The following is a 25,871-nucleotide window of genomic DNA, read 5'->3' as shown; positions in this document are numbered from 1 at the left end:
CTCCTCGAGGACTAGAGGAAGTAGAGGCGGTTGAGGGAGATGGTGTCGGCCGGCTCGGAGCGCAGCGCATCGCCGTCGAGGGTGACCAGACCGGTGCGGCCGTCCACCTCGACATCGCCGGTCCGCGAGTTGAGCCGCAGGTCCGCCGGGCCGATGCCGCGCGTGCCGCGCACGGCGACCCGGCGGCGGCGCGTCGGCATCAGGTCGGAGCCCAGCTCGGTCGCGGCCTTGGCCACGAAGGCGACCGAGAGGTCCGCCGCGGTGGCTCCGTACGACCCGAACTGCGGCCCCAGGACCAGCGGTTCGCAGGTGTCGGTCGCGGCGTTCGGGTCGCCCGTCACTCCGTACGCCGGGAAGCCCGACTTCAGTACGAGCTGCGGCTTCGCCCCGAAGTACTGCGGCTTCCACAACACTATGTCGGCCAGCTTGCCCACCTCGATCGAGCCGATCTCGTGCGCGAGCCCGTGCGCGATCGCGGGGTTGATCGTCAGCTTCGCCGTGTACCGCAGCACACGCGCGTTGTCGTCGTGCGCGCCGTCGCCCTCCATCGGGCCCAGCTCGGCCTTCATCTTCCCGGCCATCGCGAAGGTGCGGCGCACCGTCTCGCCCGCGCGCCCCATCCCCTGCGCGTCCGACGAGGTGATCCCGATCGCGCCGAGGTCGTGCAACACGTCCTCCGCGCCCATCGTTCCGGCCCTGATCCGGTCGCGGGCCATCGCGGCGTCGCCCGGCAGGTCGGTCTTGAGGTCGTGTACGGAGACGATCATCCCGTAGTGCTCGGCGACCGCGTCCCGGCCGAAGGGGAGGGTCGGGTTGGTGGAGGAGCCGATGACATTGGGGACGCCCGCCATCTTGAGCACGTTGGGTACGTGTCCTCCGCCGCAGCCCTCGATGTGGAAGGCGTGGATCGTACGGCCGTCGAGCACGGAGAGGGTGTCGTCGACCGACAGGCACTCGTTCAGCCCGTCGCTGTGCAGGGCGACTTGGACGTCGTACTCCTCGGCGGTCCGCAGGGCGGTGTCCAGCGCACGCGTATGCGCGCCCATGTCCTCGTGGACCTTGAAGCCGGACGCGCCGCCTTCGGCGAGCGCCTCGACCAGCGGCGCGTCGTCGGAGGACGAACCACGCGCCAGGAAGCCGATGTTGACCGGCCAGGCGTCGAAGGCGTTGAAGGCGTGGCGCAGCGCCCACGGCGAGTTGACGCCGACGCCCCACACCGGGCCGAACTCCTGGCCGATGACGGTGGTGACACCGGAGGCCAGCGAGGCCTCCATGATCCGCGGCGAGAGCAGATGCACATGGGTGTCGACGGCTCCCGCGGTGGCGATCATGCCCTCGCCGGGGACGATCGAGGTGCCCGTGCCGACGACGACGTCGACGCCGTCGAGGGTGTCGGGGTTCCCGGCCCGCCCGATGGCCGCGATACGGCCCTCACGGATGCCGATGGACACCTTGCGGATGCCCTGCACGGCGTCGATGACCAGCACGTTGCTGATCACGACATCGCAGGTCTCACGGACGGCCGCGGCCTTCAGATGCAGTCCGTCGCGCGCGGTCTTGCCGAAACCGGCCAGGAATTCGTCCCCCGGCTTCTGAGCGTCCGACTCGACGCGCACGACCAGGCCGGAGTCGCCGAGGACGACCCGGTCCCCGGCGCGCGGCCCGTGCACGCTCGCGTACTGGTACGGGTCCATCAGGAGCCCTCCGCTCCCAGGTAGCCGCAGGCCGCGGCGCGTCGCAGGGCCTCGTCCTTCGCGCCCGGCGCGTCCAGCGGGCCGTCGACCAGGCCGGCGAAGCCGATCGCGATCCGGTCGCCGCCGATGGGGACGAGGCCGACCTCGGCCTCGCCGCCGGGGTCGAAGCGCGTAGAGGAGCCGGCGGGGACGCACAGCCGCATGCCGTACGCGGCCGCCCGGTCGAAGTCGAGCCGGGGGTTGACCTCGAAGAAGTGGAAGTGGGACGTGACGCTGACCGGCACGGTGGCGGTGTTGCGCACGGTCAGCCGCAGCGTGGGCCGGGGGTCGGGGTGCGGCGGCCCGGGGATGACGGCGCCGGGCGCGCGGTCACCGAGCCGCGCGCCGGGCCGGCTCCCGGGGGCACCGCCAGGGCGCTCGCCGCCAGGGCGCTCGCCGCCAGGGCGCTCGCCGCCGGGGCCTTCGCCGAGGGGGCCCTCGCCGATGGGGTCCGGGACAATCGCGAGCCGTGACCCGTCGTCGAAGACGGCCTCCACATGCACCTCCGTGACGACATCCGCGACACCGGGCAGGACGTCGTCCGGACCCAGCACACTCCGCGCCGCCTCGATCGCCTCTGCGAGCCGCCTGCCGTCGCGGGCCGCCTCGCAGACGGTGTCCGCGATGAGAGCGGTGGCCTCGGGGACATTGAGCCGCAGGCCACGGGCCCGGCGCGCCCGCGCCAGTTCGGCGGCGCCGAAGAGCAGCAGCCGGTCGCGCTCGGTCGGGGTCAGTCGCACGTCACCACACCTCCCATTTGAACGCCACTCTAATCGTGAGTTCTTTTTCACGGAAGCGTTGATGGAGGCGGATCTTCAGTCATATTGAGCACCACTCGAAAAGTGGTACGGCGCGTGGACGCGGGCCACCGTCGTCGTCCCGGCGGTCGCGCGGCCCCTTCGACCGGGACGCGCCTGGGACGCGCAGTCCGCGATGACGTCGTTCGTCCCGCTGCTCCTGGCGATAGGCGCGCGCTGGGCGGTGATCACGACGATCGCCCACGCCCGGCGCGGCGACGCGTACGACGCGGAGGCCCTGCAGGTCTACAACCGCCGGGCCCCCGGCGGCATTTGCCGGGACCGCGCGGGTCGGAACCCGCGGGCGCACTCGGCCTGTGCGCGGCCTCCACCCCGCTGCACGGGGGTCCACTGCCGACGCTGACGGCCGGGGTGAATCGCGGCTTCTCCTGACCCCTCCACCCTTCGCCCTGGCGGGTGGGGCAACGCCCCGCGCCGGGACGGCAAAAGGCCCGCGCCCCTGCGGGGTGCGGGCCTTTGAACAGCGCGCGGGTGTCAGCCCAGTTCGTGCATCCAGCCGTGGACGTCCTCCGCGACGCCCGTCTGGATGTCCAGCAGCGCCTTGCGCAGCTCCAGCGTGACCTTGCCCGGCTGCCCGTCCGCCTGCGTCCACTCCGCGCCCGCCGACTTGACCGAGCCGACCGGGGTGATGACCGCCGCGGTGCCGCACGCGAAGACCTCGGTGAGCGTGCCGTTCTCGGTGTCGCGCTTCCAGTCCTCGATGGAGATCCGGCCCTCCTCGGACTTGTAACCCAGGTCCTTGGCGAGCTTCAGCAGGGAGTCCCGGGTGATGCCGGCGAGCAGCGAGCCGGTCAGCTCGGGGGTAACGATCTTGTCCCCGTACACGAAGTACAGGTTCATGCCTCCCAGCTCCTCGACCCACTTGTGCTCCAGCGCGTCGAGATAGGCGACCTGGTCGCAGCCCTTCGCGGCCGCCTCGGCCTGGGCGAGCAGCGACGCCGCGTAGTTGCCGCCGGTCTTGGCGAAGCCGATGCCGCCGGGGACCGCGCGGACGTAGTTCTCGGAGAGCCAGATCGAGACGGGCTTCACACCGCCGGGGAAGTACGCGCCGGCCGGCGAGGCGATGACGAGGAAGAGGTACTCGTTGGCCGGCTTCACGCCGAGACCGACCTCGGTCGCGATCATGAAGGGCCGCAGATACAGCGAGGACTCGCCACCGTGCGCCGGAACCCACGCCTTGTCCAGCTGGATGAGTGCGTCACACGCCTCGATGAACGTCTCGACCGGCAACTCCGGCATGGCGAGCCTGCGCGCCGACCGCTGGAAGCGCTCGGCGTTGGCCTCCGGCCTGAAGCTGGCGACCGAACCGTCGGGGCGGCGGTACGCCTTGAGCCCTTCGAAGATCTCCTGCGCGTAGTGCAGCGTCATGTTGGCCGGGTCGAGCGACAGCGGCGCGTACGGGACGAGCTGAGCGTCGTGCCAGCCGCGCCCCTCCGTCCACTTGATCGTCACCATGTGATCGGTGAAGTGGCGGCCGAATCCGGGGTTGGCCAGGATCGCCTCGCGCTCCGCGTCCGACAGCGGGTGCGAGGACGGCTTGAGCTCGATCGTGGGCGTCGTCATGAGTGCAGTGTCCTTCACCGGTTGTTTGTGACGGACCGCGCTCACGCCGCTACTACTGCTAGGACGTCCGAGCTTTGCCGCATGCCACGGCCCACGACCGATTATCGCTCGGGTGGGCCCGTGCCAGGAAACGGGGTGAAGCGGTCCAGGGTTGATGGTGGCACCCGGAGGCCGCACAGGAGAAGCCGCCGGGTGCAGATGCGACCCGGCGGCTGTGGTGTTTCTGGAACCGTCGGGTCAGCTCGCTACTCGTACCGCGAGCGCGTCGCCGATCTCGTCCGTCGTACGGAAGGTGGCACCGTCGCGCTCCGCGAGGTCGGCGGAGACGGTCTCCTCGATACGTGCCGCCTCGGCCTCGAAGCCCAGGTGCCGCAGCAGGAGGGCGACGGAGAGGATGGTCGCCGTCGGGTCCGCCTTGCCGGTGCCCGCGATGTCGGGCGCCGATCCGTGGACGGGTTCGAACATCGACGGGAAGGCGCCCGTCGGGTTGATGTTGCCGGACGCGGCCAGGCCGATGCCGCCGGTCACGGCAGCGGCGAGGTCGGTGAGAATGTCACCGAAAAGGTTGTCGGTGACGATGACGTCGAAGCGCTCCGGCTGGGTGACGAAGAAGATCGTCGCGGCGTCGACGTGCAGATAGTCGGTGGTGACCTCGGGGTACTCCTTGCCGATCGTGTCGAAGATGTTCTTCCACAAGTGGCCGGCGTAGACGAGGACGTTGTTCTTGTGGACCAGCGTCAGCTTCTTGCGGGGGCGGGAGTTGGCCCGCTCGTAGGCGTCACGGACGACCCGCTCGACGCCGTACGCCGTATTCAGGCTGACCTCGGTGGCGACCTCGGCTGGCGTACCGGTGCGCAGGGAACCGCCGTTGCCGGTGTACGGCCCCTCGGTGCCCTCGCGGACGACGACGAAGTCGATGTCGGGGCGGCCGGCCAGCGGGGTGGCGGTGTTCGGGAAGAGCTTCGACGGACGCAGGTTGACGTAGTGGTCGAAGGCGAACCGCAGTTTGAGCAGCAGCCCCCGCTCCAGCACGCCGGACGGAACGGAGGGGTCGCCGATCGCGCCGAGCAGGATCGCGTCGTGGTTCTTGAGGGAGTCGAGCTCCGCGTCGGGGAGGGTCTCTCCGGTGCGGTGCCAGCGCTGGGCGCCGAGGTCGTACTCCTTGGTCTCCAGCTTCACATCCTGAGGGAGGACGGCCGCGAGGACCTTCAGGCCCTGGGCCACGACCTCCTGGCCGATGCCGTCACCGGGGATCACTGCGAGATTGACGCTGCGAGACATATCGGCACCCTACTCCGCGTCCCACCCCATGACACCGGATGTCCGCCATTCGGACATCCACAAATCTTCAGCCTCCCCGGGGCCCGGGGCAGCCGAAGCTGAAGGTCTCCGCGCTTGCCGAGAACGGCAAGCGCGTCGACTACTTCGAGATGAAGCCTTCGGGTCGGTGCGGCTCGGGGCGGTAATCCGGCTCAGTGGCCGGTGGAGCCGCCGTTGTCCCTGCGGTCGAGGGCCCGCTGCAGGGCGGCGGCGGCATTCTTGCGCTCGGCTTCGCTCGAGCGGGCGGCGTGACGGACGCGGCGGACAGTCGTCTCGGGCATGGTGATCGACTCCTTGAGATCACGGAGATGATTTCGAGGCGCCGGAAGGGGCGGGGAGCCGGGCCGCAGGGGTTGCCTGCTTGGGGCACTGGCTCACGACCGCCATTCGCTGGATCGAGCGAGACGTTCGGCTTCTACAAAGCTAAGACAGGTACGCGGTTCTGTCTCCACAATTACTCGGACTTCCTACTATCTGAGACGGCGAGGGCCCGCAGTTCTCGGATCAGGGCACGGACAGCGACCGTGCGGGCCAGCTCCGGGGTGGTGACATAGCCGACCGAGCGGGTCGGGCGGTCCGGTCCGAGATCGGTGATCTCGATGGTGGCCGGCGCTCCGTTCAGGGAGAGCTCCGGCATGACCGCCATCCCGAAACCACTGCCCACCATCGAGAGCACTGCTCCGTCGTCCTCCGCCTCGACGGTCGCCTTCGGGAGCCACTCCTGCTCCGCCCACCATGCGCGGGTGTACGAGGTGCGGTTCTCGGCCCAGTCGACCAGCGGCAGCGAGCGCGGCGCCGGATGCCCCGCCGGGTGGACCAGGGCGCACCCCTCCGAGGAGTTCCTCGTGCCGCATCGCGCCGGACGTCACGGTCGTCGAGGGATTCGAGCGGATCGTGGACGCCTTCCTCGGCATGCTGAGGGGCGCGAACCTCGGAAAGATACTGGTCAGGTCTGCCGGCTAAGGCGCTACAGCTACAACACGTCCCCGTCCCGCCAGTCGAAGAGCAGCGCGGCGGGGGGCTGCGGCAGTGGACGGCCCGCGGCGGGGCGCAGATACGTGGAGTCCTCCTCGTCCGGGAGGTGCACCACCCCGTCCGGGCCGAGCGCCTCGATCGGGCCCTGCCACAGCTGCCAGCCGCGCGCCCGGTACAACTGGGCGCCGTCGTCGGACGCGGACAGCGCGCCGAACTCGTATGCGCCGTCGACAACCCGTTCCAGCTCGGCCATCACCCGGCTGCCGAGCCCTTGCCGGCGGCGGTCGGGGCGTACGGCCATCGCCTCGATGTAGCCGATGCGGTACGAGCGGCCCCCGTGCAGGACCCGGCGCATGATCGCGCTGCCGTGCGCGGCGATCCCCTTCTCGTCGCGTACCAGCGCGTGGAGGCCGCCGAGCGAGTGGCCCCAGTCCTCGTCACTGAAGTCGCCCTCGAAGGCTTCGTCCATCAGGGCGCGGATCTCGGCCAGTTCGGCCGCGGAGAGCTGGTAGGTGTGGGCGGCGCGCAGCGGCTGGGTCATACGCCCAACTCTGGCACCGCCGCCCTCTCAGCTCGACACGAGCCTGAGGAGCAGCGCGTCACACCGCCCAGCACGTCGCGATCCACCGCCCGCCGGCCCCAGCGCCGTCTCCGGCGCGGGCGAGTCGGGCCCGTGGGTGCTGCACGAGTGGCATCCAGAACCTCGCGGGCACCCCCGGCGGCGTGGGACGAGACCCGGTTTCCGGCGGGCGAACATTTCGCGCAACCGATTGGTTGCACTTCCCTCCCGGGACGTGCAACCATTGAGTAGCACGTCATAGCCGAGCAGAAAGCGGAAGATCATGAGCGAGGACCGGATCGAACGAGAGATCACCATCGCCGCGCCCGTCGAGCGCGTCTGGGCGGTGCTCACGGAGCCGGAGCACGTGGGTTCGTGGTTCGGACAGGGCAAGCCGACGCCGGTCGACCTGCGTCCGGGCGGCACGATGCACCTGGACCACGGGGAGTACGGACAGTTCCCGACGACGATCGAGAAGGTGGACCCGCCGCACTACTTCTCGTACCGCTGGGCGAGCGCGTTCCCCGGTGAGCAGGCGGTCGAGGGCAACTCCACCCTGGTGGAGTTCACTCTCACCCCGGACGGCGACGGCACCCATCTGCGCGTGGTGGAGACCGGCTTCGCCGGCCTCGACATCCCCGCGGACAGGGTCGACACGGCTGGGTACGAGAGCCACTCGAGCGGCTGGACCGAACAGGCCCAGAACATCAAGCAGTACGCGGAGCGGCTCGCGGCATGACAGCGAACACCGGCGCGGGCGCGGACGTCGGGGGCCCCGCCCCGGGCGCGGCCCGGGGTACCGCCCCCGACCCGGCCAAGAAGACCGGCGGGGGCCAGGACCCGGCTACGGACCAGGGCGCAGACCGGGGTTTGGCCCCTGGCGCGGGCCGGTGTCCGGACCCGGCTACGGACCCGGCTACGGACCGGGAAACAGACCCGGGCACGCACCGGAGCGCTGCCCGGAACACGCGCAGGGGCAATGACCCGGGCGCGGACCAAAACACCGACCGCGGCACGGATCGGGGCCCGGACCCGGGCAGGGCCCCGGACACCGGCGCGGCCCGGGACACCGGCGCGGGCGCGGCCCGGGACACCGGCGCGGGGGCTGGCGCGGACACCGGCGCTGGCGCGGCCCCGGGGACGGATGCGGCCGCAGGCTCCGCCGCGGACCCCGGCGCGGGCGCCGATCAGGACGCCGTCACCGAGGTTCTGGCCGCGCTGGCGGATCCGACCCGGCGCCGGATACTCGACGCCATCGCCGCGCACGGCCAGGCGACGGCGACAGTCCTGGCGACGGAACTCCCCGTCAGCCGGCAGGCGATCGTCAAGCACCTCGCGATCCTGACCCGGGCCGGTCTGGTGACCGGCCACCGGGAGGGCCGCGAGGCGCGGTACACCGTCCTGCCCGCGCGGCTCGGCGTCACCGCACGCTGGATGGACCGCGTCGCCTCCGAGTGGGACAACCGGCTCTCGGCGATCAAGCGTCTCGCCGAAGCGGACCCGGCTAGGCCGAGACCCTCTGCGTGAGGTCCCGAGCCACCCGGGCGACCCACTCGCCGAACTCCTGCCGGTGATGCACCTGTCCGCCGCACAAGGCGCTGACCTGCGCATCCGTGAGCCGGTTCGGCCCGTCCACCGACAGCAGCCCGCTCATCTCCCGTAGCACGGAAGCCAGCCGCACTGCATCGGTGTGCTCGATCGAATCGACCCCGTGGCCGCCACTCAGCGTCGTGGAACCAGGCATCACACCCTCCTTCCGGCGCCTCCTTGAAGCAGCGTAAACCCGCCGAACGTGAACCGCCCCCGCCCGGCGGGGGGCCGGGACGGGGGCGGGATTCAGGGAGCCTGCGGTCAGCCCATGTGCGGGTAGGAGTAGTCCGTCGGTGCGACCAGCGTCTCCTTGATCGCGCGGGTCAGCGTCCAGCGCATCAGGTTCTGCGGGGCGCCCGCCTTGTCGTTCGTGCCGGACGCGCGGCCGCCGCCGAAGGGCTGCTGGCCGACGACGGCGCCGGTCGACTTGTCGTTGATGTAGAAGTTGCCCGCGGCGTACCGCAGCTTGTCCATCGTGTGCGCCGCAGCGGCACGGTCGTTCGCGATGACCGCGCCGGTCAGGGCGTACGCGGAGACCGACTCCATCTGCTCCAGCATCGCGTCGTACTGGTCGTCCTCGTACACATGCACCGCGAGGAACGGGCCGAAGTACTCGGTCGTGAAGACCTCGTTGGCCGGGTCCGAGCACTCGACGACCGTCGGGCGGACGAAGTAGCCGACCGAGTCGTCGTACGTTCCGCCCGCCACGATCGTGCAGGTCGCGTCTTGCTTCGCACGGTCGATCGCGGCCTTGTTCTTGGCGAAGGCACGCTCGTCGATCACGGCGCCCATGAAGTTCGTCAGGTCCGTGACGTCACCCATCTTGATGCCGTCGACCTCGGCCGCGAACTCCTCCTTGAAGCCGGAGTTCCAGATCGAGGCGGGGACGTACGCACGCGAGGAAGCCGAGCACTTCTGGCCCTGGAACTCGAAGGAACCACGGGTCAGCGCGGTCTTCAGCACGGCACGGTCGGCGCTCGGGTGGGCGACGACGAAGTCCTTGCCGCCCGTCTCGCCGACGATGCGCGGGTAGGAGCGGTACTTCTCGATGTTGTTGCCGACCGTCTTCCACAGGTGCTGGAAGGTCTTGGTCGAGCCGGTGAAGTGGATGCCGGCCAGCTCGGGGTGGTTCAGGGCCACCTCGGAGACGGCGATGCCGTCGCCCGTCACCAGGTTGATGACGCCCATGGGCAGGCCCGCCTCCTCCAGCAGCTCCATCAGCAGAACGGCCGCGTGGGTCTGGGTCGGGGACGGCTTCCAGACCACCACATTGCCCATCAGGGCAGGGGCGGTGGGCAGGTTGCCCGCGATCGCGGTGAAGTTGAACGGCGTGATCGCATAGACGAAGCCCTCGAGCGGGCGGTGGTCCAGACGGTTCCACACGCCCGGCGAGTTGGCCGGCGGCTGCTCGGCTAGCAGGTCGCGCGCGTACTTGACGTTGAAGCGCCAGAAGTCGACGAGCTCGCAGGGAGTGTCGATCTCGGCCTGCTGCGCGGTCTTCGACTGGCCCAGCATGGTCGAGGCGGCGAGCGTCTCGCGCCACGGTCCTGCCAGCAGTTCGGCCGCGCGCAGGATGATCGCCGCGCGGTCGTCGAAGGCCATCGCGCGCCACGCGGGCGCGGCGGCCAGTGCGGCGTCGATCGCGTCCTGCGCGTCCGCTTGCGTGGCGCCGCCGAAGGTGCCGATGACAGCCGTGTGGTTGTGCGGCTGTACGACGTCGAAGCGCTCACCGCCGCCCATCCGCTTCACGCCGCCGATGGTCATCGGCAGCTCGATCGGGTTCTCGGACAGCTCCTTGAGCCTGGCCTCCAGGCGGGCGCGCTCGGGGCTGCCTGGGGCGTAGCTGTGCACCGGCTCGTTGACCGGGGCGGGGACCTGGGTCACAGCGTCCATGAGTTCCGATACTCCTTTGTGAGGGATGGGAGGGCTCAGCCCTTGGTGATCGTCGAGCGCAGGAAGAACCGCAGGTTGGCCGGCTTCTCGGCGAGACGGCGCATGAAGTAGCCGTACCAGTCGGTGCCGTACGCCGTGTAGACACGCATCCGGTGGCCCTCGGCCGCCAGCCGGAGGTGCTCGTCACTGCGGATGCCGTACAGCATCTGGAACTCGTACTCATCCAGTTTGCGCCCGGTGCGGCGCGCGAGCTCCTGTGTGATGGCGATGAGTCGCGGATCGTGGGACCCGATCATCGGGTAGCCGTCGCCCGCCATCAGGATGTTCAGGATGCGGACGTACGCCTTGTCGATCTCGGCCTTGTCCTGGTACGCGACGGCGGCGGGCTCCTTGTAGGCACCCTTGACGATACGGACGCGGCAGCCGGCTGCGGCGAGGCGGCGGGCGTCCTGCTCGGTACGGAACAGGTACGCCTGGATCACGCAGCCGGTCTGCGGGAAGTCCTTCCGCAGCTCCTCGTGGATGGCGAACATCGAGTCGAGGGTGGTGTGGTCCTCCGCGTCGAGCGTGACCGTGGTGCCGATCGCGGCGGCGGCCTCGACGACCGGGCGGACGTTGGCGAGCGCCAGCTCGTGACCGCCCTCCAGGGACTGGCCGAACATCGACAGCTTGACGGACATCTCGGCCTTCGTGCCCAGGCCGAGGTCCCCCAGGTGCTCGATCAGCTCGAGGTAGGCGTCGCGGGCGGCGGCGGCCTGCTCGGACGTGGTGATGTCCTCGCCCACCACGTCCAGGGTGACCTCGAGTCCGTTGCCGACGGTCTCCTTGACGATCGGGACGACCTGCTCGACCGTCTCACCGGCGATGAACCGGCCGACGACCTGCCTGGTCCCCGGCGCGGCCGATACGAAACGGCGCATCTTGTCGCTGCGGGACGCGGCGAGGATCACGGGACCCAGCACGGGGCACCTCCACGGAACAGGGATGGAAGGGGGCCGGGACCGAACGAATCGGGAACGGCACGGATAACCACCGTGAAACCTAAGGATCGCTCCGATCGTCTGCCATCGACAGCTGTCACGCATCCGTGCCCCGGATCTCAGACATATGTCTGAAGAGGGTGCGAGAATGTCCGGATGAAGGGCGATTACCAAGAACTTGTCGACGAGATCTCGGCGCTGCTGGCCGTCCCCGCGACGCTGGAGAACCGGGATTTCGGCCTGATCGCCTTCGCACACGACAGCGGCAGCGAATTCGACGAAACCACGCTGGACCCGGTCAGGACACGCTCGATCCTGACCCGGAAGTCCACACCGGCGGTGCGCTCCTGGTTCGAAGGCTTCGGCATCGCCCGCGCGACGGGCCCGGTCCGGATCCCCGCGGCTCCGGACGCGGGCGTCTTCCGGGACCGGATCTGTCTCCCCGTACGCCACCGAGGCATCGTGCTGGGCTACGTATGGCTGCTGGACGCGTCCCCGGGCCCGACCGCGGCGCAGCTGGCGGCGGCGATGGAGGTCACAGCGAGGATCGGCACACTGCTCGCGGACGAGGAGCGGGCGGGCGCGGATCTGTCCCGGGAGTTCCGCGCGGCGCTGACGGCGGAGCACGACTGGCATTACGACATGGCGGTGTCCGCGCTGCGCACGGCCCTGGGCGGCGCGGGCACGGACGCCCTGCACGCGGTCGTGTGCGTGACCCCCTGGACAGCGACTGAAGCCCCCTCGTCCCGCTCCCTGCCGGGGGCGGCGGCGCTGTGCACGGTGTCGTGGGGGGCGGGCGGCGGTGCCCGGGCCTGGCAGCTCGGCACCGGTGGGAGCGGGGGCAGCCGGACGGTGTTCCTCGACGCGGACGCCGGCGGAGCCGGGGCTCCCGGTAGCGGCAGGACCGGCCGAACCGGAACGCCCGGCGGCGGCGCGGGCAGAGCCGGAAGCCCCCGGAGCGGCGGCAGCGAAGGCAGCGACGGGTTCGTCGACCCCGACGACACCGGCCAGGCCCTCGCCGTCCTCGTAAGGCTCCGCTCGGCCGACGCCCTCGCGCCCGCCGTCACCGCCGCGGACCGGCTCCGCGCCATGACGGGCGCCGGCGCGGCGACCGCCGGAGTCGCGGCCCCCCGCCGCGGACTCGCCGGCCTCAACACCGCCTGGCTGGAGGCGACTTCGGCCGCGCGGGCCGCCCGGGCGGAGCCTCGGCTCGGGCCTGTCGCCGAGTGGGCGGCGATCGGCCCGTACCGCATGCTGACCGCGCTGCCCGCGGACACCGCGCGGGACCCCGCAGTACGCGAACTGCTCGACCGATCGCACGGCGAACTGGCCCGCACCGCCGAGGTGTTCCTCGACAACGCGGGCCAGGCGGGCCGCACGGCGGCGGCGCTCGGCATCCACCGGCAGACGCTCTACTACCGTCTCTCCCGGGTGGAGCGGCTCACGGGCCTGGACCTGGCGGAGGGCGAGGACCGGCTACTGCTGCACATGGCCTTGAAGGCGGCGCGGCTGTAGCCGATGTGCCCGATCCGTGTCTTCCCGGCGTGAGATCCGAGGCCATCCGGTACCTCGAAGTGGAGCACGCGCGCGCAAAGGTCGTCATCACCGTCTGAGCCATCGGCTGAGCCACCGGCTGACGAACCGCCAAGGCCCGTTCGCGGCTTCGAGCAGATCCCACACCTTGCCCATGAAGGCAACGCACCCGGCACACAGACGCTTGTACAAGACGCGCGTCCATGAACCGGGTACGTGGAGCGGGAGGTGCCGGGAAGATCAGTCGGTGAGGTTCACCGTACGCGCCGACGCCGCGCCGATCTCCTCCGCGATCTCGGCGAGCACCGACGGCGGCACGGTGTCGTCCACGGTCAGCACGACGACCGCCTCGCCGCCCTCCTCCGCGCGAGAGACCTGCATGCCCGCGATGTTCAGTCCGGCCTCGCCGAGGATCCGGCCGACCGTGCCGACGACGCCGGGACGGTCTTCGTACCGCAGGACGACCATGTGGTCGGCGAGCGCCAGGTCGATGTCGTAGTCACCGATCGCGACGATCTTCTGGAGGTGCTTGGGGCCGGCCAGCGTGCCGGAGACCGCGACCTCCTCGCCGTCCGAGAGCGTGCCGCGGACGGTGACGACATTGCGGTGGTCCGGGGACTCCGAGCTCGTCGTCAGCCGGACCTCGACGCCGCGCTCCTGCGCGAACAGCGGGGCGTTGACGTAGCTCACGGTCTCGTCGACCACGTCCTCGAAGACGCCCTTGAGCGCGGACAGTTCGAGCACCTTGACGTCGTGCTGGGTGATCTCGCCGTACACCTCGACGTCGAGCCGGACCGCGACCTCGCCCGCCAGTGCGGTGAAGATCCGGCCGAGCTTCTCGGCGAGCGGCAGACCCGGGCGCACGTCCTCGGCGATGACGCCGCCCTGGACGTTGACCGCGTCCGGTACGAGCTCACCGGCGAGCGCGAGACGGACCGAGCGGGCGACCGAGATGCCCGCCTTCTCCTGGGCCTCGTCGGTGGACGCACCGAGGTGCGGGGTGCACACGACCTGGTCGAGCTCGAACAGCGGGGAGTCGGTGCACGGCTCCTTCGAGTACACGTCCAGGCCCGCGCCGGCGACCCGTCCCTCCTTGAGCGCCGAGAACAGCGCCTCCTCGTCGACGATCCCGCCGCGCGCGGCGTTGACGATCCGGACCGTCGGCTTGACCTTGTGCAGCGCCTCGTTGCCGATCAGGCCGAGCGTCTCGGGGGTCTTCGGCAGGTGGACGGTGATGAAGTCGGAGACCTCGAGCAGCTCGTCGAGCGAGAGCAGCTTGACGCCCATCTGCGCGGCCCGCGCGGGCTGCACATACGGGTCGTACGCGACGATCTTCATACCGAAGGCCGACATCCGCTGCGCGACCAGGATGCCGATGCGGCCGAGGCCGACGACACCGAGGGTCTTCTCGCTCAGCTCGACGCCGGTGTACTTGGAGCGCTTCCACTCGCCGTTCTTCAGGGCGGTGTTGGCCTGCGGGATATTACGCGCGGTGGCGACCAGCAGACCGCAGGCCAGCTCGGCGGCGGTCACGATGTTCGAGGTGGGGGCGTTGACGACCATCACGCCGGCCTTGGTGGCGGCGGAGACGTCGACATTGTCCAGACCGACGCCCGCGCGGGCGACGACACGCAGCTTCTTCGCCAGGGCGATGGCCTCGGCGTCGACCTTGGTGGCGCTGCGGACGAGGATCGCCTCGACATCGATGATGGCGGGGAGCAGCTCCGCGCGGTCGGCGCCGTTGCAGTGCCGGATCTCGAAGTCCGAGCCCAGCGCGTCCACGGTGGCGGGCGACAGCTCTTCAGCGATGAGTACGACAGGTTTCGAGCTCACGTGAGTCCTCACAAGTCCAGTGCGGACGGCCGTCCCGACGGCCGCATGCGGTGGAGGGGGCTAGCCGCGTGGAAGACGCACGACACTGTGGGCCTGACGCGTATTTGTTGAGCAGTGTAGTGGTGCTTGCGCGTGCGCCTTGACGCCTCCAAGGCAGGATCACTCGTCCGTGGCTGGACAGAGTGGGGAAGCGCTGGAGCGCGGCGGGCCGCGGCGGCGGGGGCCGGGACCGGCTGGTCCGGGCCCCCGCCGGCGGGCTTACGCCTCGTCGTTGTCGACCCAGCTCATGAGCTTACGCAGCTCCTTGCCGGTGGTCTCCAGCAGATGGTTCTCGTCCTGCTTCTTGTACTCGTTGTACTTCTTCAGACCGCCGTGGTACTCGTCCATCCAGTTCTTGGCGAAGGTGCCGTCCTGGATCTCCGCGAGGACCTTCTTCATCTCGACCTTGGTCTGGTCGGTGATGATGCGGGGGCCGGTGATGTAGTCGCCCCACTCGGCGGTCTCGGAGACCGACCAGCGCATCTTCTCCAGGCCGCCCTCGTACATCAGGTCCACGATCAGCTTCAGCTCGTGGAGGCACTCGAAGTACGCGATCTCCGGCTGGTAGCCGGCCTCGGTCAGGGTCTCGAAGCCCGCCTTGACCAGCGCGGAGGCGCCACCGCAGAGGACGGCCTGCTCACCGAACAGGTCGGTCTCGGTCTCCTCGGTGAAGGTCGTCCTGATGACGCCGGCGCGGGTGCCGCCGATGGCCTTGGCGTACGAGAGCGCCAGGTCGAACGCGCTGCCGGAGGCGTCCTGCTCGACGGCGGCGATAGCCGGGACGCCACGGCCCTCTTCGTACTGGCGGCGGACCAGGTGGCCCGGACCCTTGGGAGCGACGAGGGCGACGTCCACACCGGCCGGGACCTTGATGAAGCCGAAGCGGATGTTGAAACCGTGGGCGAAGAACAGCGCGTCGCCGTCCTTGAGGTTGTCCTTGATGGACTCCTCGTAGACCCGGGCCTGGATAGGGTCCGGGATGAGGATCATGATGACGTCGGCCTCGGCGGCGGCCTCGGCGGGAGTCACCACGCGCAGGCCCTGCTCCTCGGCCTTGGTCTTGGACTTGGAGCCCTCGTGCAGACCGACCCGGACGTCGACACCCGAGTCACGGAGCGACAGCGCGTGGGCGTGGCCCTGGCTGCCGTAGCCGATGACCGCGACCTTGCGGTTCTGGATGATGGACAGGTCGGCGTCGTCGTCGTAGAACAGCTCGGCCACTGGAATATCTCCTTGGTGTGCACGTCTTTGGAATGACGCTGTTTACGTCCCACCGTACGGCGGGATGGGGTGAGGAAGTCGTGGGGTCTCGCCAGGCGGAACGGTCCTCGCCGGCGGGTCCTCGCTAGGCGGAACGGTCGAGGGCCCGCAGGGACCGGTCCGTGATGGACCGGGCGCCCCGCCCTATGGCGATCGTGCCCGACTGGACGAGTTCCTTGATGCCGAACTGCTCCAGCATCTTGAGCATGGCGTCCAGCTTGTCGGCACCGCCGGTGGCCTCGATGGTGACCGCCTCGGGCGAGACGTCCACGGTCTTGGCGCGGAACAGCTGGACGATCTCGACGATCTGCGAGCGGGTCTCGTTGTCGGCGCGGACTTTCACCAGAACGAGTTCACGCTGGATGGCACCGGCGGGCTCGAGTTCGACGATCTTCAGAACGTTGACCAGCTTGTTGAGCTGCTTGGTCACCTGCTCCAGCGGCAGGTCCTCGACATTGACCACGATGGTGATGCGGGAGATGTCGGGGTGCTCGGTGACACCGACGGCGAGCGAGTCGATGTTGAAGCCGCGGCGGGAGAACAGGGCGGCGATCCGGGCGAGGATGCCGGGCGTGTTCTCCACCAGGACGGAGAGCGTGTGCTTGGACATGTGCGTCGTTCCTCTTCCTACGGCTCTCAGTCGTCTTCGTTGTCGCCGAAGTCGGGGCGGACGCCGAGCGCTGCCATGACCTCGTCGTTGGAGGTGCCGGCCGCGACCATCGGCCACACCTGGGCGTCCTCGTGGACGATGAAGTCGACGACGACGGGGCGGTCGTTGACGGCGTTGGCCTCGGCGATGACCTTGTCCAGGTCGTCCGGGGATTCACAGCGCAGCGCATAGCAGCCCATGGCCTCCGACAGCTTGACGAAGTCGGGGACGCGGGTGCCCTGGCGCGCCGTGGTGCTCGCGCCGACCTGGGAGCCGGCCACGTGGTGACCCGTGTCGTCGGCGTGCAGGACGGTGCTGGAGTAGCGCTGGTTGTAGAAGAGGGTCTGCCACTGACGGACCATCCCGAGCGCGCCGTTGTTGATGATCGCGACCTTGATCGGGATGTTGTTCAGCGCGCAGGTGGTGAGCTCCTGGTTGGTCATCTGGAAGCAGCCGTCGCCGTCGATGGCCCAGACCGTGCGGTCCGGCATGCCGGCTTTGGCGCCCATTGCGGCCGGGACCGCGTAACCCATCGTTCCGGCGCCGCCGGAGTTCAGCCAGGTGGCGGGCTTCTCGTAGTCGATGAAGTGGGCGGCCCACATCTGGTGCTGGCCGACGCCCGCGGTGTAGATGGTGTCCTTGGGGGCGAGCTGTCCGATGCGCTGGATGACCTGCTGCGGCGAGAGGCTGCCGTCGTCCGGCTGGTCGTAACCGAGCGGGTAGGTCTCGCGCCAGCGGCTGAGATCCTTCCACCAGGCGCTGTAGTCGCTGATGTGGCCTTCGCTGTGCTCGGCCTGGACGGCCTGGATCAGGTCGGCGATGACCTCGCGGGCGTCACCGACGATCGGCACGTCCGCGGCGCGGTTCTTGCCGATCTCCGCCGGGTCGATGTCGGCGTGGACGATCTTGGCGTACGGGGCGAAGCTGTCCAGCTTGCCGGTGACTCGGTCGTCGAAGCGGGCTCCGAGGGCGACGATCAGGTCGGCCTTCTGCAGCGCGGTGACGGCGGTGACCGCACCGTGCATGCCCGGCATTCCCACGTGCAGCGGGTGGCTGTCGGGGAACGCGCCCAGCGCCATCAGAGTGGTGGTGACGGGGGCGCCGGTGAGTTCGGCGAGGATCTTCAGCTCGGCGGTGGCGCCGGCCTTGAGGACGCCGCCGCCGACGTACAGGACGGGTCGCCGGGCCTGGACGATCAGCTTGGCGGCCTCGCGGATCTGCTTGGCGTGCGGCTTGGTCACCGGGCGGTAGCCGGGGAGCTCCTGCTGCGGCGGCCAGCTGAAAGTGGTCTGCGCCTGGAGGGCGTCCTTGGCGATGTCGACGAGGACCGGGCCCGGGCGTCCCGTGGAGGCGATGTGGAAGGCCTCGGCGATGGTGCGCGGGATGTCGGCGGCCTTGGTGACCAGGAAGTTGTGCTTGGTGATCGGCATCGTGATGCCGACGATGTCCGCCTCCTGGAAGGCGTCCGTGCCGATGGCCTTGGAGGAGACCTGGCCGGTGATCGCGACCAGCGGCACGGAGTCCATGTGCGCGTCGGCGATCGGGGTGACCAGGTTGGTGGCGCCGGGGCCGGAGGTCGCCATGCAGACGCCGACCTTGCCGGTGGCCTGGGCATAGCCGGTCGCCGCGTGGCCGGCACCCTGCTCGTGGCGGACCAGGACGTGGCGGACCTTGGTGGAGTCCATCATCGGGTCGTACGCGGGGAGGATGGCGCCGCCGGGGATGCCGAACACCGTGTCGGCCCCCACTTCCTCGAGAGAGCGGATGAGGGACTGCGCACCCGTGACGTGCTCAACTGCAGTGGACTGTCCGCCGGTACGGGCCCGCGGCTGCGGATGGTGGGCCCCGGTGGCCTGGTCGGTCATCGGCATTCTCTTCTCGAGGCTGAAGGGTTTTTGCGAGGGTTTGGGGTGTTCCGGTGCAACAAAAAACCCCTCGTGCCGTGAGGCAGGCGAGGGGAGCGCGTCGGGAGGGTCTGCGGGGCTTTGACGGCCCTGCTCAGCCGACGCGCTTTCCAAGTACGAGAATTCGGGTGCGCATGGCATTGACCCTCCCCCCGGCGCGCTATGACTGTCAAGTGGGTGGGACGCGCGTCTCATTATTTGAGCCATTGCGGGCAGGTAGGACGCCGCCCGTCAGGACGGGCAGGGCGATTCCGCCGGGCACCGGGAACTCCTCTCGGACCAGGGCGCGGCGCAGCCGGTACTCGTCGAGCGGCCCCGAGAAGGCCATGCCCTGGCCGTGCGTACACCCCATGGCGCGCAGCGCGAGCACCTGCTCGGGCACGTCCACGCCGTCCGCCACGGACTGCATGCCGAGGTCGCAGGCGATCCGCAGCAGCCCCGCGGTGATCTTGTGCAGCCGGGCGGACTCGACGACGCCCTCGACCAGACCCCTGTCCAGTTTCAGTACGTCCACGGGGAGCCTGCGCAGTGCGTTGATCGCGGCGTATCCGCTGCCGAAGCCGTCCAGGGCGATCCGTACGCCGAGTCTGCGCAGCGCGACGAGACGCTGCTCCAGATCGTCGAAGGAGATCCGCGGATCGCTGTCGGCGAGCTCGATGACCAGCGCGCCCGACGGCAGTCCATGCCGGGTGAGGAGGGCTTCGATGGAGCCGAGCGGCAGGGACTTGTCCAGCAGCCGGCCCGCCGAGAGCCGGACCGATACGGGCACGCGGTGGCCCACCCTGCTGCGCTCGGCGGCCTGCTTCACGGCCTCTTCGAGCAGCCAGCGACCGAGCTCGGCGGTGCGGGCGGCCTCCGGAGTTTCCGCGGTGTCGGCGACCCGCAGGAATTCGGCCGGGGTGAACATGATGCCCTGCGAGGAGCGCCAGCGCGCTTGTGCGGCGACGGCGGCAATACGGCCCGTGGCGAGGCTCACCACGGGTTGGTGGAGCAGCGCGAACTCGCCCTCACGCAGGGCGCTGCGGAGCCGGGCGGCCAGCTCGGTGCGGCGTACCACATCGGCCTGCATCTGCGGGGCGTACAGCTCGACGCGGTCCTTGCCCGCGGCCTTGGCGCGGTACATGGCGAGGTCGGCATTGCGCATCAGGTCGGTGGGGGTGATCGCGGGCTCGGCGAAGGCCACCCCGATGGAGGCGGCCACCCGCACTTCACGGCCGTCCACGCGGTACGGCTGGGAGAGGGTCAGGCGAAGCCGGTCGGCGATCTCGTGCACCTGGTACTCGCGGGCGGACTGGTCGCGGGAGCCGTCGCCGACGACGAGGGCCGCGAACTCGTCGCCGCCGAGGCGGGCCGCGGTGTCCCCGGACCGTACCGACTCCTGCAGGCGGCGGGCCGCCTGGATCAGCAGCTCGTCGCCGGCCAGGTGGCCGAGGCGGTCGTTGACGCCCTTGAAGCCGTCGAGGTCGATGAAGAGCACGGCGGTGCCGGAGTCGCCCGCTCGACGGCCGGTGAGGGCCTGGCGGACGCGTTCGGTGAACAGGGCGCGGTTGGGCAGGTCGGTGAGCGGATCGTGCTCGGCGTTGTGCTGCAACTGCGCCTGCAGCCGGACCCGTTCGGTGATATCTCGGCTGTTGAACAGCAGACCGCCCTGGTGGCGGTTGACCGTGGACTCCACATTGAGCCAGTCGCCACTGCCCGATCTGAAGCGGCAGTCGATCCGCGTGGTGGGCTCGTCGGCCGGCGAAGCGGCCAGAAACCGTCGCACCTCATGGACCACCCGGCGCAGGTCCTCGGGGTGGATCAGACAGGCCAGCTCGGAGCCGACGAGCTCCTCGGCGTCGCGTCCATAGACACCGGCGGCCGCGGGGCTGACATAGCGCAGCACCCCGCTGGGGGCGGCGATCATGATGACGTCGCTCGACCCCTGCACCAGCGAGCGGAAGTGGTTCTCCTTCTGCGCCAGCTCATGGGTGAGGGCGATGTTGTCGAGGAGCATGATGCCCTGCCGGACGACCAGGGCGAGCACGACGGTGCAGCCGGTGAGGACCACTACCCGGTCCACTCGGCGGCCCTCGATGACGTTGTAGAGGATGCCGAGCGTGCAGACGGCGGCAGCGAGATACGGGGTGAGGGCGGCCAGCGAGCCGGCGACGGGGCGGCTGGGGTGGCGGGAGCCACGCGGGAGTCTGGCCGCCTCGGGTGTGCGGCGTGCGCCCCAGGGGGCGTAGGCGAGCAGCAGCGAACCGGCGAACCAGCCCGCGTCCAGCAGCTGACCCGAGCGGTAGCTCTCGCGCAGCAGCGGCGAGGTGAACAGGGCGTCGCACAGGACGGTCAGGGCGAGGGCCGCGATGGCGGTGTTGACGGCTGAGCGGTTGGTGGCCGAGCGCCGGAAGTGCAGCGCGAGCACCAGACTGACCAGCACGATGTCCAGCAGCGGATACGCGAGGGCGAGGGCGGCGGGAGCCACGCTCTCACCCTGGACACGCGCGGTGTGGGCGAGCGCGATGCTCCAGGAGAGGGTGAGGAGCGAGCCGCCGATCAGCCAGGCGTCCAGCGCGAGGCAGACCCAGCCCGCTCTGGTAACCGGGCGCTTGGCGAGGACGAGGAGGCCCACGATGGCGGGCGGCGCGAAGCAGAGGAAGAACAGGTCCGCGACCGAGGGGCTCGGCACCTCGCGGTCCAGCACGACCTCGTACCACCCCCAGATGGCGTTGCCGCACGACGCCATCGCGGAGGAGACCGCGAACAGCATCCAGGCGGGCCGAAAGCGGCTGTGCCTGGAGCGGGCGTAGATGAAGCAGGAGATCGCCGCGACCAGGGCGGCGGCGCTCAGCCCGAAGTCGCCCATGACCAGAGCGACTTCGGGCGAACCCCAGCCGACGGCGGCGCCCACGCCGTAACCGGAGCAGATGGCGGCGAGGATGATCTGGGAACGCAGCCCTGGTGCACCGCCGGAGAACGCCTGCCGGGCCAGGAGCACTCCGGGGGCGCTCACGGGGCAGCCCCTGGGAGCGCAGCTGTCGGTTTGACAGCCGCCGGAACGGGTCTTTGCTTCGCGGCGTGCGAGGGTCGTCGTCGGCAGCCCCGCCGCGTCGGATGGTTCGAGCATTGGCCGTGCATCGCCCGTCGCCCCCCTCGAAGTCTGATCGGCAGTCAGGTCGTGCTGCTGCACCGCCCCTTGCCTGATGCAGCCCCCCGGTCGGGACGATACACCAGTCTCGTCACTCAGGGACATAGCACCTCTACGCTCCGTGACTACCAGCAGCGTTGTCGGCACTTGACGCAACCGAATGACTTCATAGAGTGCACGAAGCGCGGGCGCGAAGGGTTCACTTCCCGGTCGTGAGCACCACGTTGTGTACCGGCTCGCCCGCCGCGAAACGCGTGAGCTGTTCGGCCAGCAGCCGCTTGGCGCGCGGCATGAAAGCCGAGGTGGAGCCACCCACATGGGGGCTGATGAGGACACCGGGGGCGTGCCAGAGAGGGTGCCCCGGGGGCAGCGGTTCCGGGTCGGTGACATCGAGGGCGGCGGTGATGCGTCCGCTCTCCACCTCTGCGAGCAGGGCTTCGGTGTCGACGACCTGACCGCGGGCAACGTTCACCAGCAGCGCGCCGTCCTTCATCCGGGCCAGGAAATTGGCGTTGACCAGGCCTTTCGTCTGCTCGGTGAGCGGGGCTGACAAGATCACGACGTCCGCGTCCGGGAGCAGCGAGGGCAGATCGGTGAGTGCGCGCACTTCACCGCGCTCCGCAGCACGGGCGGAGCGCGCGACGCGCGCCACCCGCGCACATTCAAACGGCGCGAGCCGGTCCTCGATTGCGGCGCCGATCGATCCGTATCCCACGATGAGCACCGATTTGTCGGCGAGCGCCGGGTAGAAGCCGCTCCGCCATTCCTCCTTGTCCTGGCCGTGCACGAAGCCGGGGACACCCCGCAGGGAGGCGAGGATCAAAGCCAGGGCGAGCTCTGCGGTGGAGGCTTCGTGCACTCCCCTGGCATTGCACAGGCGCACGCCGGCGGGCAGCGAGTCGAGCCCCGGCTCCACATGGTCGATCCCCGCGGAGAGGGTCTGGACGACGCGTACGGACGTCATCGCGGCCAGCGGGCGGACCGCGACCTCCATGCCCTTCATGTAAGGGACGGCATAGAAGACACAGTCGGCCGGGTCGGCGGGAAAGTCGGGACCGCCGTCCCACAGAAGGTAGTTGAGGCCCGAGTCCGAGGGGTCGGGAAGCCCTTCGATCTCGTCGGCCGGAATCGGGAGCCACACATCTGCAGTCATGGTCAGGAGGCTATGCGAAGGGCCGCGCTCCGCATTGGCTAGTTTGGTGAGCGGCCAAGGGAGGGGTACGGGCAGTTGGAGCGCAGGACAATCGGTGCGGCGGCCCTCGAAGTGGGCGCGATCGGGCTCGGCTGTATGCCCATGAGCTGGGCGTACAGCAGCTCCCAGCAGCGCGGTGAGCGATCACTGCGCACGGTGCACGCCGCCCTGGACGCAGGCTGCAGTCTGCTGGACACGGCCGACATGTACGGGCCCTTCACCAATGAGCTGCTGATCGGGCGGGTGCTGAAGGAGCGGCGCGGCGACGCGTTCGTATCGACGAAGGTCGGGCTGCTCGTCGGCGATCAGCATGTGGTCGCGAATGGGCGGCCGGGATACGTGAAGCGGGCCTGCGACGCCTCGCTGCGTCGGCTGCAGACCGACGTGATCGATCTCTATCAGTTGCACCGGGCGGATCCGGAGGTTCCGGTCGAGGAGACCTGGGGCGCGATGGCGGAGCTGGTGAGCGCGGGGAAGGTACGGGCGCTCGGCATGTGCGCGGTGGGGGCGCGCGCGTCCCGGCGCTCCGGGGCGCATCTGCACGACGGAACGATCCGGCAGCTGGCGCGGGTGCAGCAGGTGTTCCCGGTGAGCGCGGTGCAGGCGGAGCTTTCGGTGTGGTCGCCGGACGCGCTGGAGCGGCTGCTTCCGTGGTGCGAGGCGCGGGGTGTGGGGTTCCTGGCGGCGATGCCGCTGGGGAACGGTTTTCTGGCGGGGACGCTCACGCCGGGGCAGGGCTTCGAGCCTGACGACGTGCGGGCACGCCATCCGCGGTTCACGGCCGAGATGATGGCGGCGAACCAGCCGGTGGTGGCGGGGCTGCGGCGGATCGCGGAACGGCATGGCGCGTCTGCGGCCCAGGTCGCGCTGGCGTGGGTGCTCGGGCGGGGGCGGAATGTGGTGGCCGTACCGGGGGCGAAGCGGCAGGAGTGGGCAGTGCAGAACGCGGAGGCGGCGGACCTTGAGCTGACGGGGCGGGATCTGGTGGAAGTGGCAGGACTCCCGCCGGCGCGGGGATCCTGGGACTGAGTGAGCTGTCGCCGGTTCTTTCGGCTCATGCCGGAAGATCGGGAACCTGGCGGGCGGCTGCGGTGTAAGAACAGTAGTCAGGCAGTTCTAGCAGCCGTCGAAGGGATCAAAACTGTGCAACGTCCTGCTGTGACGGCCGTGTTGGCCGCTGCCGTGCTTCTGCTCGCGGCCGGGTGCTCATCCGGTGACGACAAAGGACGGGGCGGCCCGAAGGGGCCGACGTCGGCCACATCGGCCCCCTCCGATGCGTCGGGAGGGTCGCCGAGTCCGACGGGCCCGCCCGCCAAGGGCTCGGTGAAGGTGGTGTCCACGCTGACACAGGACCTGAAGTCGCCGTGGGGCGTCGCCGCGCTGCCCGACGGCGATCTGCTGATCGCCTCGCGCGACGAGGGGACTGTCAGCCGGGTCGACGGGGAGAGCGGCAAGCAGACCGTGATCGGCTCGGTGCCGGGGGTCTCCCCGGGCGGCGAGGGCGGTCTGCTGGGCCTGGCGGTCTCCCCCTCGTTCGCCTCGGACCATCAGGTGTACGCGTACTTCACCACCGAGTCGGACAACCGCATCGCCCGCATGCTGTACGACGAGCGGAAGCCGGCGGCCCAGCAACTGGGGGCGCCGGACACGGTGTTGAGGGGCATCCCCAAGGGCATCGTCCACAACGGCGGGCGGATCGCGTTCGGTCCGGACAAGATGCTCTACGCAGGCACGGGCGAGACGGGTGAGACGGGACTCGCGCAGGACAGGAAGTCGCTGGGCGGCAAGATCCTGCGGATGACCCCGGACGGGCAGCCGGTGCACGGCAATCCGGACGCCGACTCCGTCGTCTACTCATGGGGCCACCGCAATGTGCAGGGGCTCGCCTGGGACTCCGACAAGCGCCTGTGGGCGGCCGAGTTCGGCCAGACGACCTGGGACGAGCTCAATCTGATCGAGCCGGGGAAGAACTACGGCTGGCCGGATGTGGAGGGCAAGGGCGGCGGGTCCGGCTTCGTCGACCCGGTGGCCCAGTGGCGGACGGACGATGCCTCGCCCAGTGGCATCGCGTACGCGTCGGGCTCGATCTGGATGGCGTCGCTGAAGGGCGAGCGGCTCTGGCGAATCCCACTGGCGGGGGCGGAACCCTCGGCGGAGCCACAGTCGTTCCTGAAGGGGAAGCACGGCCGCCTGCGCACGGTCCTGTCGGTGGGCGGAGCCAAGGTCTGGCTCGTCACGAGCGAGACGGACAGGCGGGGATCACCCCAGCCGGGGGACGACAAGATCCTCCAGCTGGAGGTGAAGTAAGGCCTGAAGGAGCGCCTCAAGGAGGGGTGTACGGCTTGTGTTCAACGTCTTCGAGGAGTTCTTCGCGCCGGGCCGCAAACACACCGACGAGGAACGCAACCGCCTGGCCCTGACGAGGGCCGACGTCGGCGACAACGACCCGGGCCACGGCCCGATAGACCTCGCGTCGGGCAAAGTCACGATCCGCGCACCGGAGACGCCGCCGCGGGAGTGAGGTGGGGGCGGGGCGCGGTCGGCTGCGGGGCGCCGAGGCGGGGCGCTTCCAGGCGCGGGCACGGGCCCGTGGGGGCGACCCCCAAGCGCGGTACGCGGCCGCCGCTGGGCGCGCCTGCCCGGCGTAGGCGGCCGTGGGGGCGACTCCCAGGCGCGTACCCGTGGCACCTCGCCCTCGCCGCCGCAGAGTCAGTCGTCAGCCGGCGCGATGCGGGTGGGACACAGGCCACCGACCCGCGGTCCCCCTAGCTAGTGTCCTGCGCCAGAGATCCGTCGGCAGAAACGGGCGAGGGAGTCGAGGATCTCCTCGGCTGTTTTGGTCCAGATGAACGGCTTGGGGTCCTCGTTCCAGTCCTTGCCCCACGCGCGGATGTCGGCCT

At 70.1% G+C, this 25,871-nt stretch carries 22 protein-coding genes and 2 pseudogenes; 8 read left to right on the top strand and 16 right to left on the bottom strand.

The features are described 5' to 3' along the window. Window positions 1–11: 11 nt before the first annotated feature. Window positions 12–1,694, bottom strand: coding sequence for an urease subunit alpha (locus J7E87_RS26580; RefSeq protein ID WP_215097077.1), 1,683 nt, complete (start codon window positions 1,692–1,694; stop codon window positions 12–14). Continuing rightward, complete coding sequence (gene ureA / locus J7E87_RS26575; RefSeq protein WP_215097076.1) at window positions 1,694–2,473, bottom strand: urease subunit gamma; 780 nt, start codon at window positions 2,471–2,473, stop codon at window positions 1,694–1,696. Before ureA ends, J7E87_RS26580 begins: the two co-directional genes overlap by 1 nt. Window positions 2,474–2,666: 193 nt before the next feature. On the opposite strand from ureA, the gene J7E87_RS26570 reads away from it, so the two are divergent. Continuing rightward, window positions 2,667–2,894 carry a hypothetical protein gene (locus J7E87_RS26570; protein WP_215097075.1) on the top strand — a complete coding sequence of 76 codons (228 nt, stop codon included), beginning with the start codon at window positions 2,667–2,669 and terminating at the stop codon, window positions 2,892–2,894. 131 nt (window positions 2,895–3,025) lie between these two features. On the opposite strand, the gene J7E87_RS26565 is transcribed toward J7E87_RS26570, so the two are convergent. From J7E87_RS26565 to J7E87_RS26555, 4 genes and pseudogenes are all read right to left on the bottom strand, one after another. After that, a complete protein-coding gene (locus tag J7E87_RS26565) occupies window positions 3,026–4,114 on the bottom strand; it encodes a branched-chain amino acid aminotransferase (RefSeq protein WP_215097074.1) in 1,089 nt (362 codons plus the stop codon). A 237-nt stretch (window positions 4,115–4,351) separates the two neighbouring features. Next, window positions 4,352–5,395, bottom strand: coding sequence for a 3-isopropylmalate dehydrogenase (locus J7E87_RS26560; RefSeq protein ID WP_215097073.1), 1,044 nt, complete (start codon window positions 5,393–5,395; stop codon window positions 4,352–4,354). Window positions 5,396–5,586: 191 nt separating this feature from the next. Continuing rightward, entirely contained in the window at window positions 5,587–5,715 is a 129-nt protein-coding gene (locus J7E87_RS35980) for a hypothetical protein (RefSeq protein ID WP_285427403.1), read from the bottom strand. Window positions 5,716–5,888: 173 nt separating this feature from the next. Continuing rightward, window positions 5,889–6,266: pseudogene (locus J7E87_RS26555) on the bottom strand (LysR substrate-binding domain-containing protein); the annotation flags it as partial. 17 nt (window positions 6,267–6,283) lie between these two features. On the opposite strand from J7E87_RS26555, the pseudogene J7E87_RS35440 reads away from it, so the two are divergent. Further along, window positions 6,284–6,397: pseudogene (locus J7E87_RS35440) on the top strand (NADP-dependent oxidoreductase); the annotation flags it as partial. A gap of 10 nt (window positions 6,398–6,407) precedes the next feature. Here the strand turns inward: J7E87_RS35440 and J7E87_RS26550 are convergent. Then, complete coding sequence (locus J7E87_RS26550) at window positions 6,408–6,950, bottom strand: GNAT family N-acetyltransferase (protein ID WP_215097072.1); 543 nt, start codon at window positions 6,948–6,950, stop codon at window positions 6,408–6,410. A 301-nt stretch (window positions 6,951–7,251) separates the two neighbouring features. On the opposite strand from J7E87_RS26550, the gene J7E87_RS26545 reads away from it, so the two are divergent. Both J7E87_RS26545 and J7E87_RS26540 read left to right on the top strand, forming a co-directional pair. After that, window positions 7,252–7,707, top strand: coding sequence for an SRPBCC family protein (locus J7E87_RS26545; protein ID WP_215097071.1), 456 nt, complete (start codon window positions 7,252–7,254; stop codon window positions 7,705–7,707). Window positions 7,708–8,177: 470 nt separating this feature from the next. Beyond that, window positions 8,178–8,495: a metalloregulator ArsR/SmtB family transcription factor gene (locus J7E87_RS26540; protein WP_215097196.1), complete on the top strand. Its 318-nt coding sequence runs from the start codon at window positions 8,178–8,180 to the stop codon at window positions 8,493–8,495. Here J7E87_RS26540 and J7E87_RS26535 read toward each other — a convergent pair. From J7E87_RS26535 to J7E87_RS26525, 3 genes are all read right to left on the bottom strand, one after another. Next, the gene (locus J7E87_RS26535; protein ID WP_215097070.1) at window positions 8,473–8,712 is read right to left on the bottom strand and encodes a hypothetical protein; all 240 of its coding nucleotides are present in this window, start codon (window positions 8,710–8,712) and stop codon (window positions 8,473–8,475) included. The two genes, J7E87_RS26540 and J7E87_RS26535, sit on opposite strands and share 23 nt — an antisense overlap. Before the next feature lie 107 nt (window positions 8,713–8,819). Then, window positions 8,820–10,451, bottom strand: a complete 1,632-nt coding sequence (gene pruA / locus J7E87_RS26530; RefSeq protein ID WP_215097069.1) for an L-glutamate gamma-semialdehyde dehydrogenase — start codon at window positions 10,449–10,451, stop codon at window positions 8,820–8,822. Between the two features lie 35 nt (window positions 10,452–10,486). Further along, a complete protein-coding gene (locus tag J7E87_RS26525; RefSeq protein ID WP_215097068.1) occupies window positions 10,487–11,413 on the bottom strand; it encodes a proline dehydrogenase family protein in 927 nt (308 codons plus the stop codon). A gap of 174 nt (window positions 11,414–11,587) precedes the next feature. Between J7E87_RS26525 and J7E87_RS26520 the strand changes: the two genes are divergently transcribed. Beyond that, window positions 11,588–12,946: a CdaR family transcriptional regulator gene (locus J7E87_RS26520; RefSeq protein ID WP_215097067.1), complete on the top strand. Its 1,359-nt coding sequence runs from the start codon at window positions 11,588–11,590 to the stop codon at window positions 12,944–12,946. 258 nt (window positions 12,947–13,204) lie between these two features. Here the strand turns inward: J7E87_RS26520 and serA are convergent, their stop codons facing one another. The 6 genes from serA to J7E87_RS26490 form a co-directional block, all read right to left on the bottom strand. Continuing rightward, entirely contained in the window at window positions 13,205–14,797 is a 1,593-nt protein-coding gene (serA, locus tag J7E87_RS26515; RefSeq protein ID WP_215097066.1) for a phosphoglycerate dehydrogenase, read from the bottom strand. Window positions 14,798–15,055: 258 nt separating this feature from the next. Continuing rightward, entirely contained in the window at window positions 15,056–16,057 is a 1,002-nt protein-coding gene (gene ilvC / locus J7E87_RS26510) for a ketol-acid reductoisomerase (protein ID WP_215097065.1), read from the bottom strand. 124 nt (window positions 16,058–16,181) lie between these two features. Then, window positions 16,182–16,706 carry an acetolactate synthase small subunit gene (gene ilvN, locus J7E87_RS26505; RefSeq protein WP_142213490.1) on the bottom strand — a complete coding sequence of 175 codons (525 nt, stop codon included), beginning with the start codon at window positions 16,704–16,706 and terminating at the stop codon, window positions 16,182–16,184. A 26-nt stretch (window positions 16,707–16,732) separates the two neighbouring features. Further along, a complete protein-coding gene (locus J7E87_RS26500) occupies window positions 16,733–18,616 on the bottom strand; it encodes an acetolactate synthase large subunit (protein ID WP_215097064.1) in 1,884 nt (627 codons plus the stop codon). A 202-nt stretch (window positions 18,617–18,818) separates the two neighbouring features. Next, entirely contained in the window at window positions 18,819–21,644 is a 2,826-nt protein-coding gene (locus J7E87_RS26495) for a bifunctional diguanylate cyclase/phosphodiesterase (protein WP_215097063.1), read from the bottom strand. Between the two features lie 334 nt (window positions 21,645–21,978). Further along, a complete protein-coding gene (locus J7E87_RS26490; RefSeq protein ID WP_215097062.1) occupies window positions 21,979–22,932 on the bottom strand; it encodes a 2-hydroxyacid dehydrogenase in 954 nt (317 codons plus the stop codon). 75 nt (window positions 22,933–23,007) lie between these two features. On the opposite strand from J7E87_RS26490, the gene J7E87_RS26485 reads away from it, so the two are divergent. The 3 genes from J7E87_RS26485 to J7E87_RS26475 all read left to right on the top strand — a co-directional run bounded on the left by J7E87_RS26485 (window position 23,008) and on the right by J7E87_RS26475 (window position 25,492). Then, window positions 23,008–24,000, top strand: a complete 993-nt coding sequence (locus J7E87_RS26485; RefSeq protein WP_215097061.1) for an aldo/keto reductase — start codon at window positions 23,008–23,010, stop codon at window positions 23,998–24,000. Between the two features lie 114 nt (window positions 24,001–24,114). Further along, window positions 24,115–25,278 carry a sorbosone dehydrogenase family protein gene (locus tag J7E87_RS26480; RefSeq protein WP_374195229.1) on the top strand — a complete coding sequence of 388 codons (1,164 nt, stop codon included), beginning with the start codon at window positions 24,115–24,117 and terminating at the stop codon, window positions 25,276–25,278. Window positions 25,279–25,315: 37 nt separating this feature from the next. Continuing rightward, on the top strand, window positions 25,316–25,492 hold the full coding sequence (locus tag J7E87_RS26475; protein ID WP_215097059.1) for a DUF6191 domain-containing protein: 177 nt from the start codon (window positions 25,316–25,318) through the stop codon (window positions 25,490–25,492). Window positions 25,493–25,871 lie beyond the last annotated feature (379 nt).

This window comes from Streptomyces sp. ISL-1, from assembly GCF_018614585.1.
Taxonomy (GTDB): domain Bacteria; phylum Actinomycetota; class Actinomycetes; order Streptomycetales; family Streptomycetaceae; genus Streptomyces; species Streptomyces maoxianensis.
Note: the sequence above shows the minus strand (reverse complement) of the source record. Positions and strands in the feature narration are given on the sequence as shown.

What these genes read in the sequence shown, in the direction of transcription:
- J7E87_RS26580 (WP_215097077.1), bottom strand. Translation starts at nt 1,694, where the DNA reads ATGGACCCGTACCAGTACGCGAGCGTGCACGGGCCGCGCGCCGGGGAC.
- J7E87_RS26570 (WP_215097075.1), top strand. Translation starts at nt 2,667, where the DNA reads ATGACGTCGTTCGTCCCGCTGCTCCTGGCGATAGGCGCGCGCTGGGCG.
- J7E87_RS26565 (WP_215097074.1), bottom strand. Translation starts at nt 4,114, where the DNA reads ATGACGACGCCCACGATCGAGCTCAAGCCGTCCTCGCACCCGCTGTCG.
- J7E87_RS26560 (WP_215097073.1), bottom strand. Translation starts at nt 5,395, where the DNA reads ATGTCTCGCAGCGTCAATCTCGCAGTGATCCCCGGTGACGGCATCGGC.
- J7E87_RS35980 (WP_285427403.1), bottom strand. Translation starts at nt 5,715, where the DNA reads ATGCCCGAGACGACTGTCCGCCGCGTCCGTCACGCCGCCCGCTCGAGC.
- J7E87_RS26550 (WP_215097072.1), bottom strand. Translation starts at nt 6,950, where the DNA reads ATGACCCAGCCGCTGCGCGCCGCCCACACCTACCAGCTCTCCGCGGCC.
- J7E87_RS26545 (WP_215097071.1), top strand. Translation starts at nt 7,252, where the DNA reads ATGAGCGAGGACCGGATCGAACGAGAGATCACCATCGCCGCGCCCGTC.
- J7E87_RS26535 (WP_215097070.1), bottom strand. Translation starts at nt 8,712, where the DNA reads ATGCCTGGTTCCACGACGCTGAGTGGCGGCCACGGGGTCGATTCGATC.
- pruA (WP_215097069.1), bottom strand. Translation starts at nt 10,451, where the DNA reads ATGGACGCTGTGACCCAGGTCCCCGCCCCGGTCAACGAGCCGGTGCAC.
- J7E87_RS26520 (WP_215097067.1), top strand. Translation starts at nt 11,588, where the DNA reads ATGAAGGGCGATTACCAAGAACTTGTCGACGAGATCTCGGCGCTGCTG.
- ilvN (WP_142213490.1), bottom strand. Translation starts at nt 16,706, where the DNA reads ATGTCCAAGCACACGCTCTCCGTCCTGGTGGAGAACACGCCCGGCATC.
- J7E87_RS26500 (WP_215097064.1), bottom strand. Translation starts at nt 18,616, where the DNA reads ATGCCGATGACCGACCAGGCCACCGGGGCCCACCATCCGCAGCCGCGG.
- J7E87_RS26490 (WP_215097062.1), bottom strand. Translation starts at nt 22,932, where the DNA reads ATGACTGCAGATGTGTGGCTCCCGATTCCGGCCGACGAGATCGAAGGG.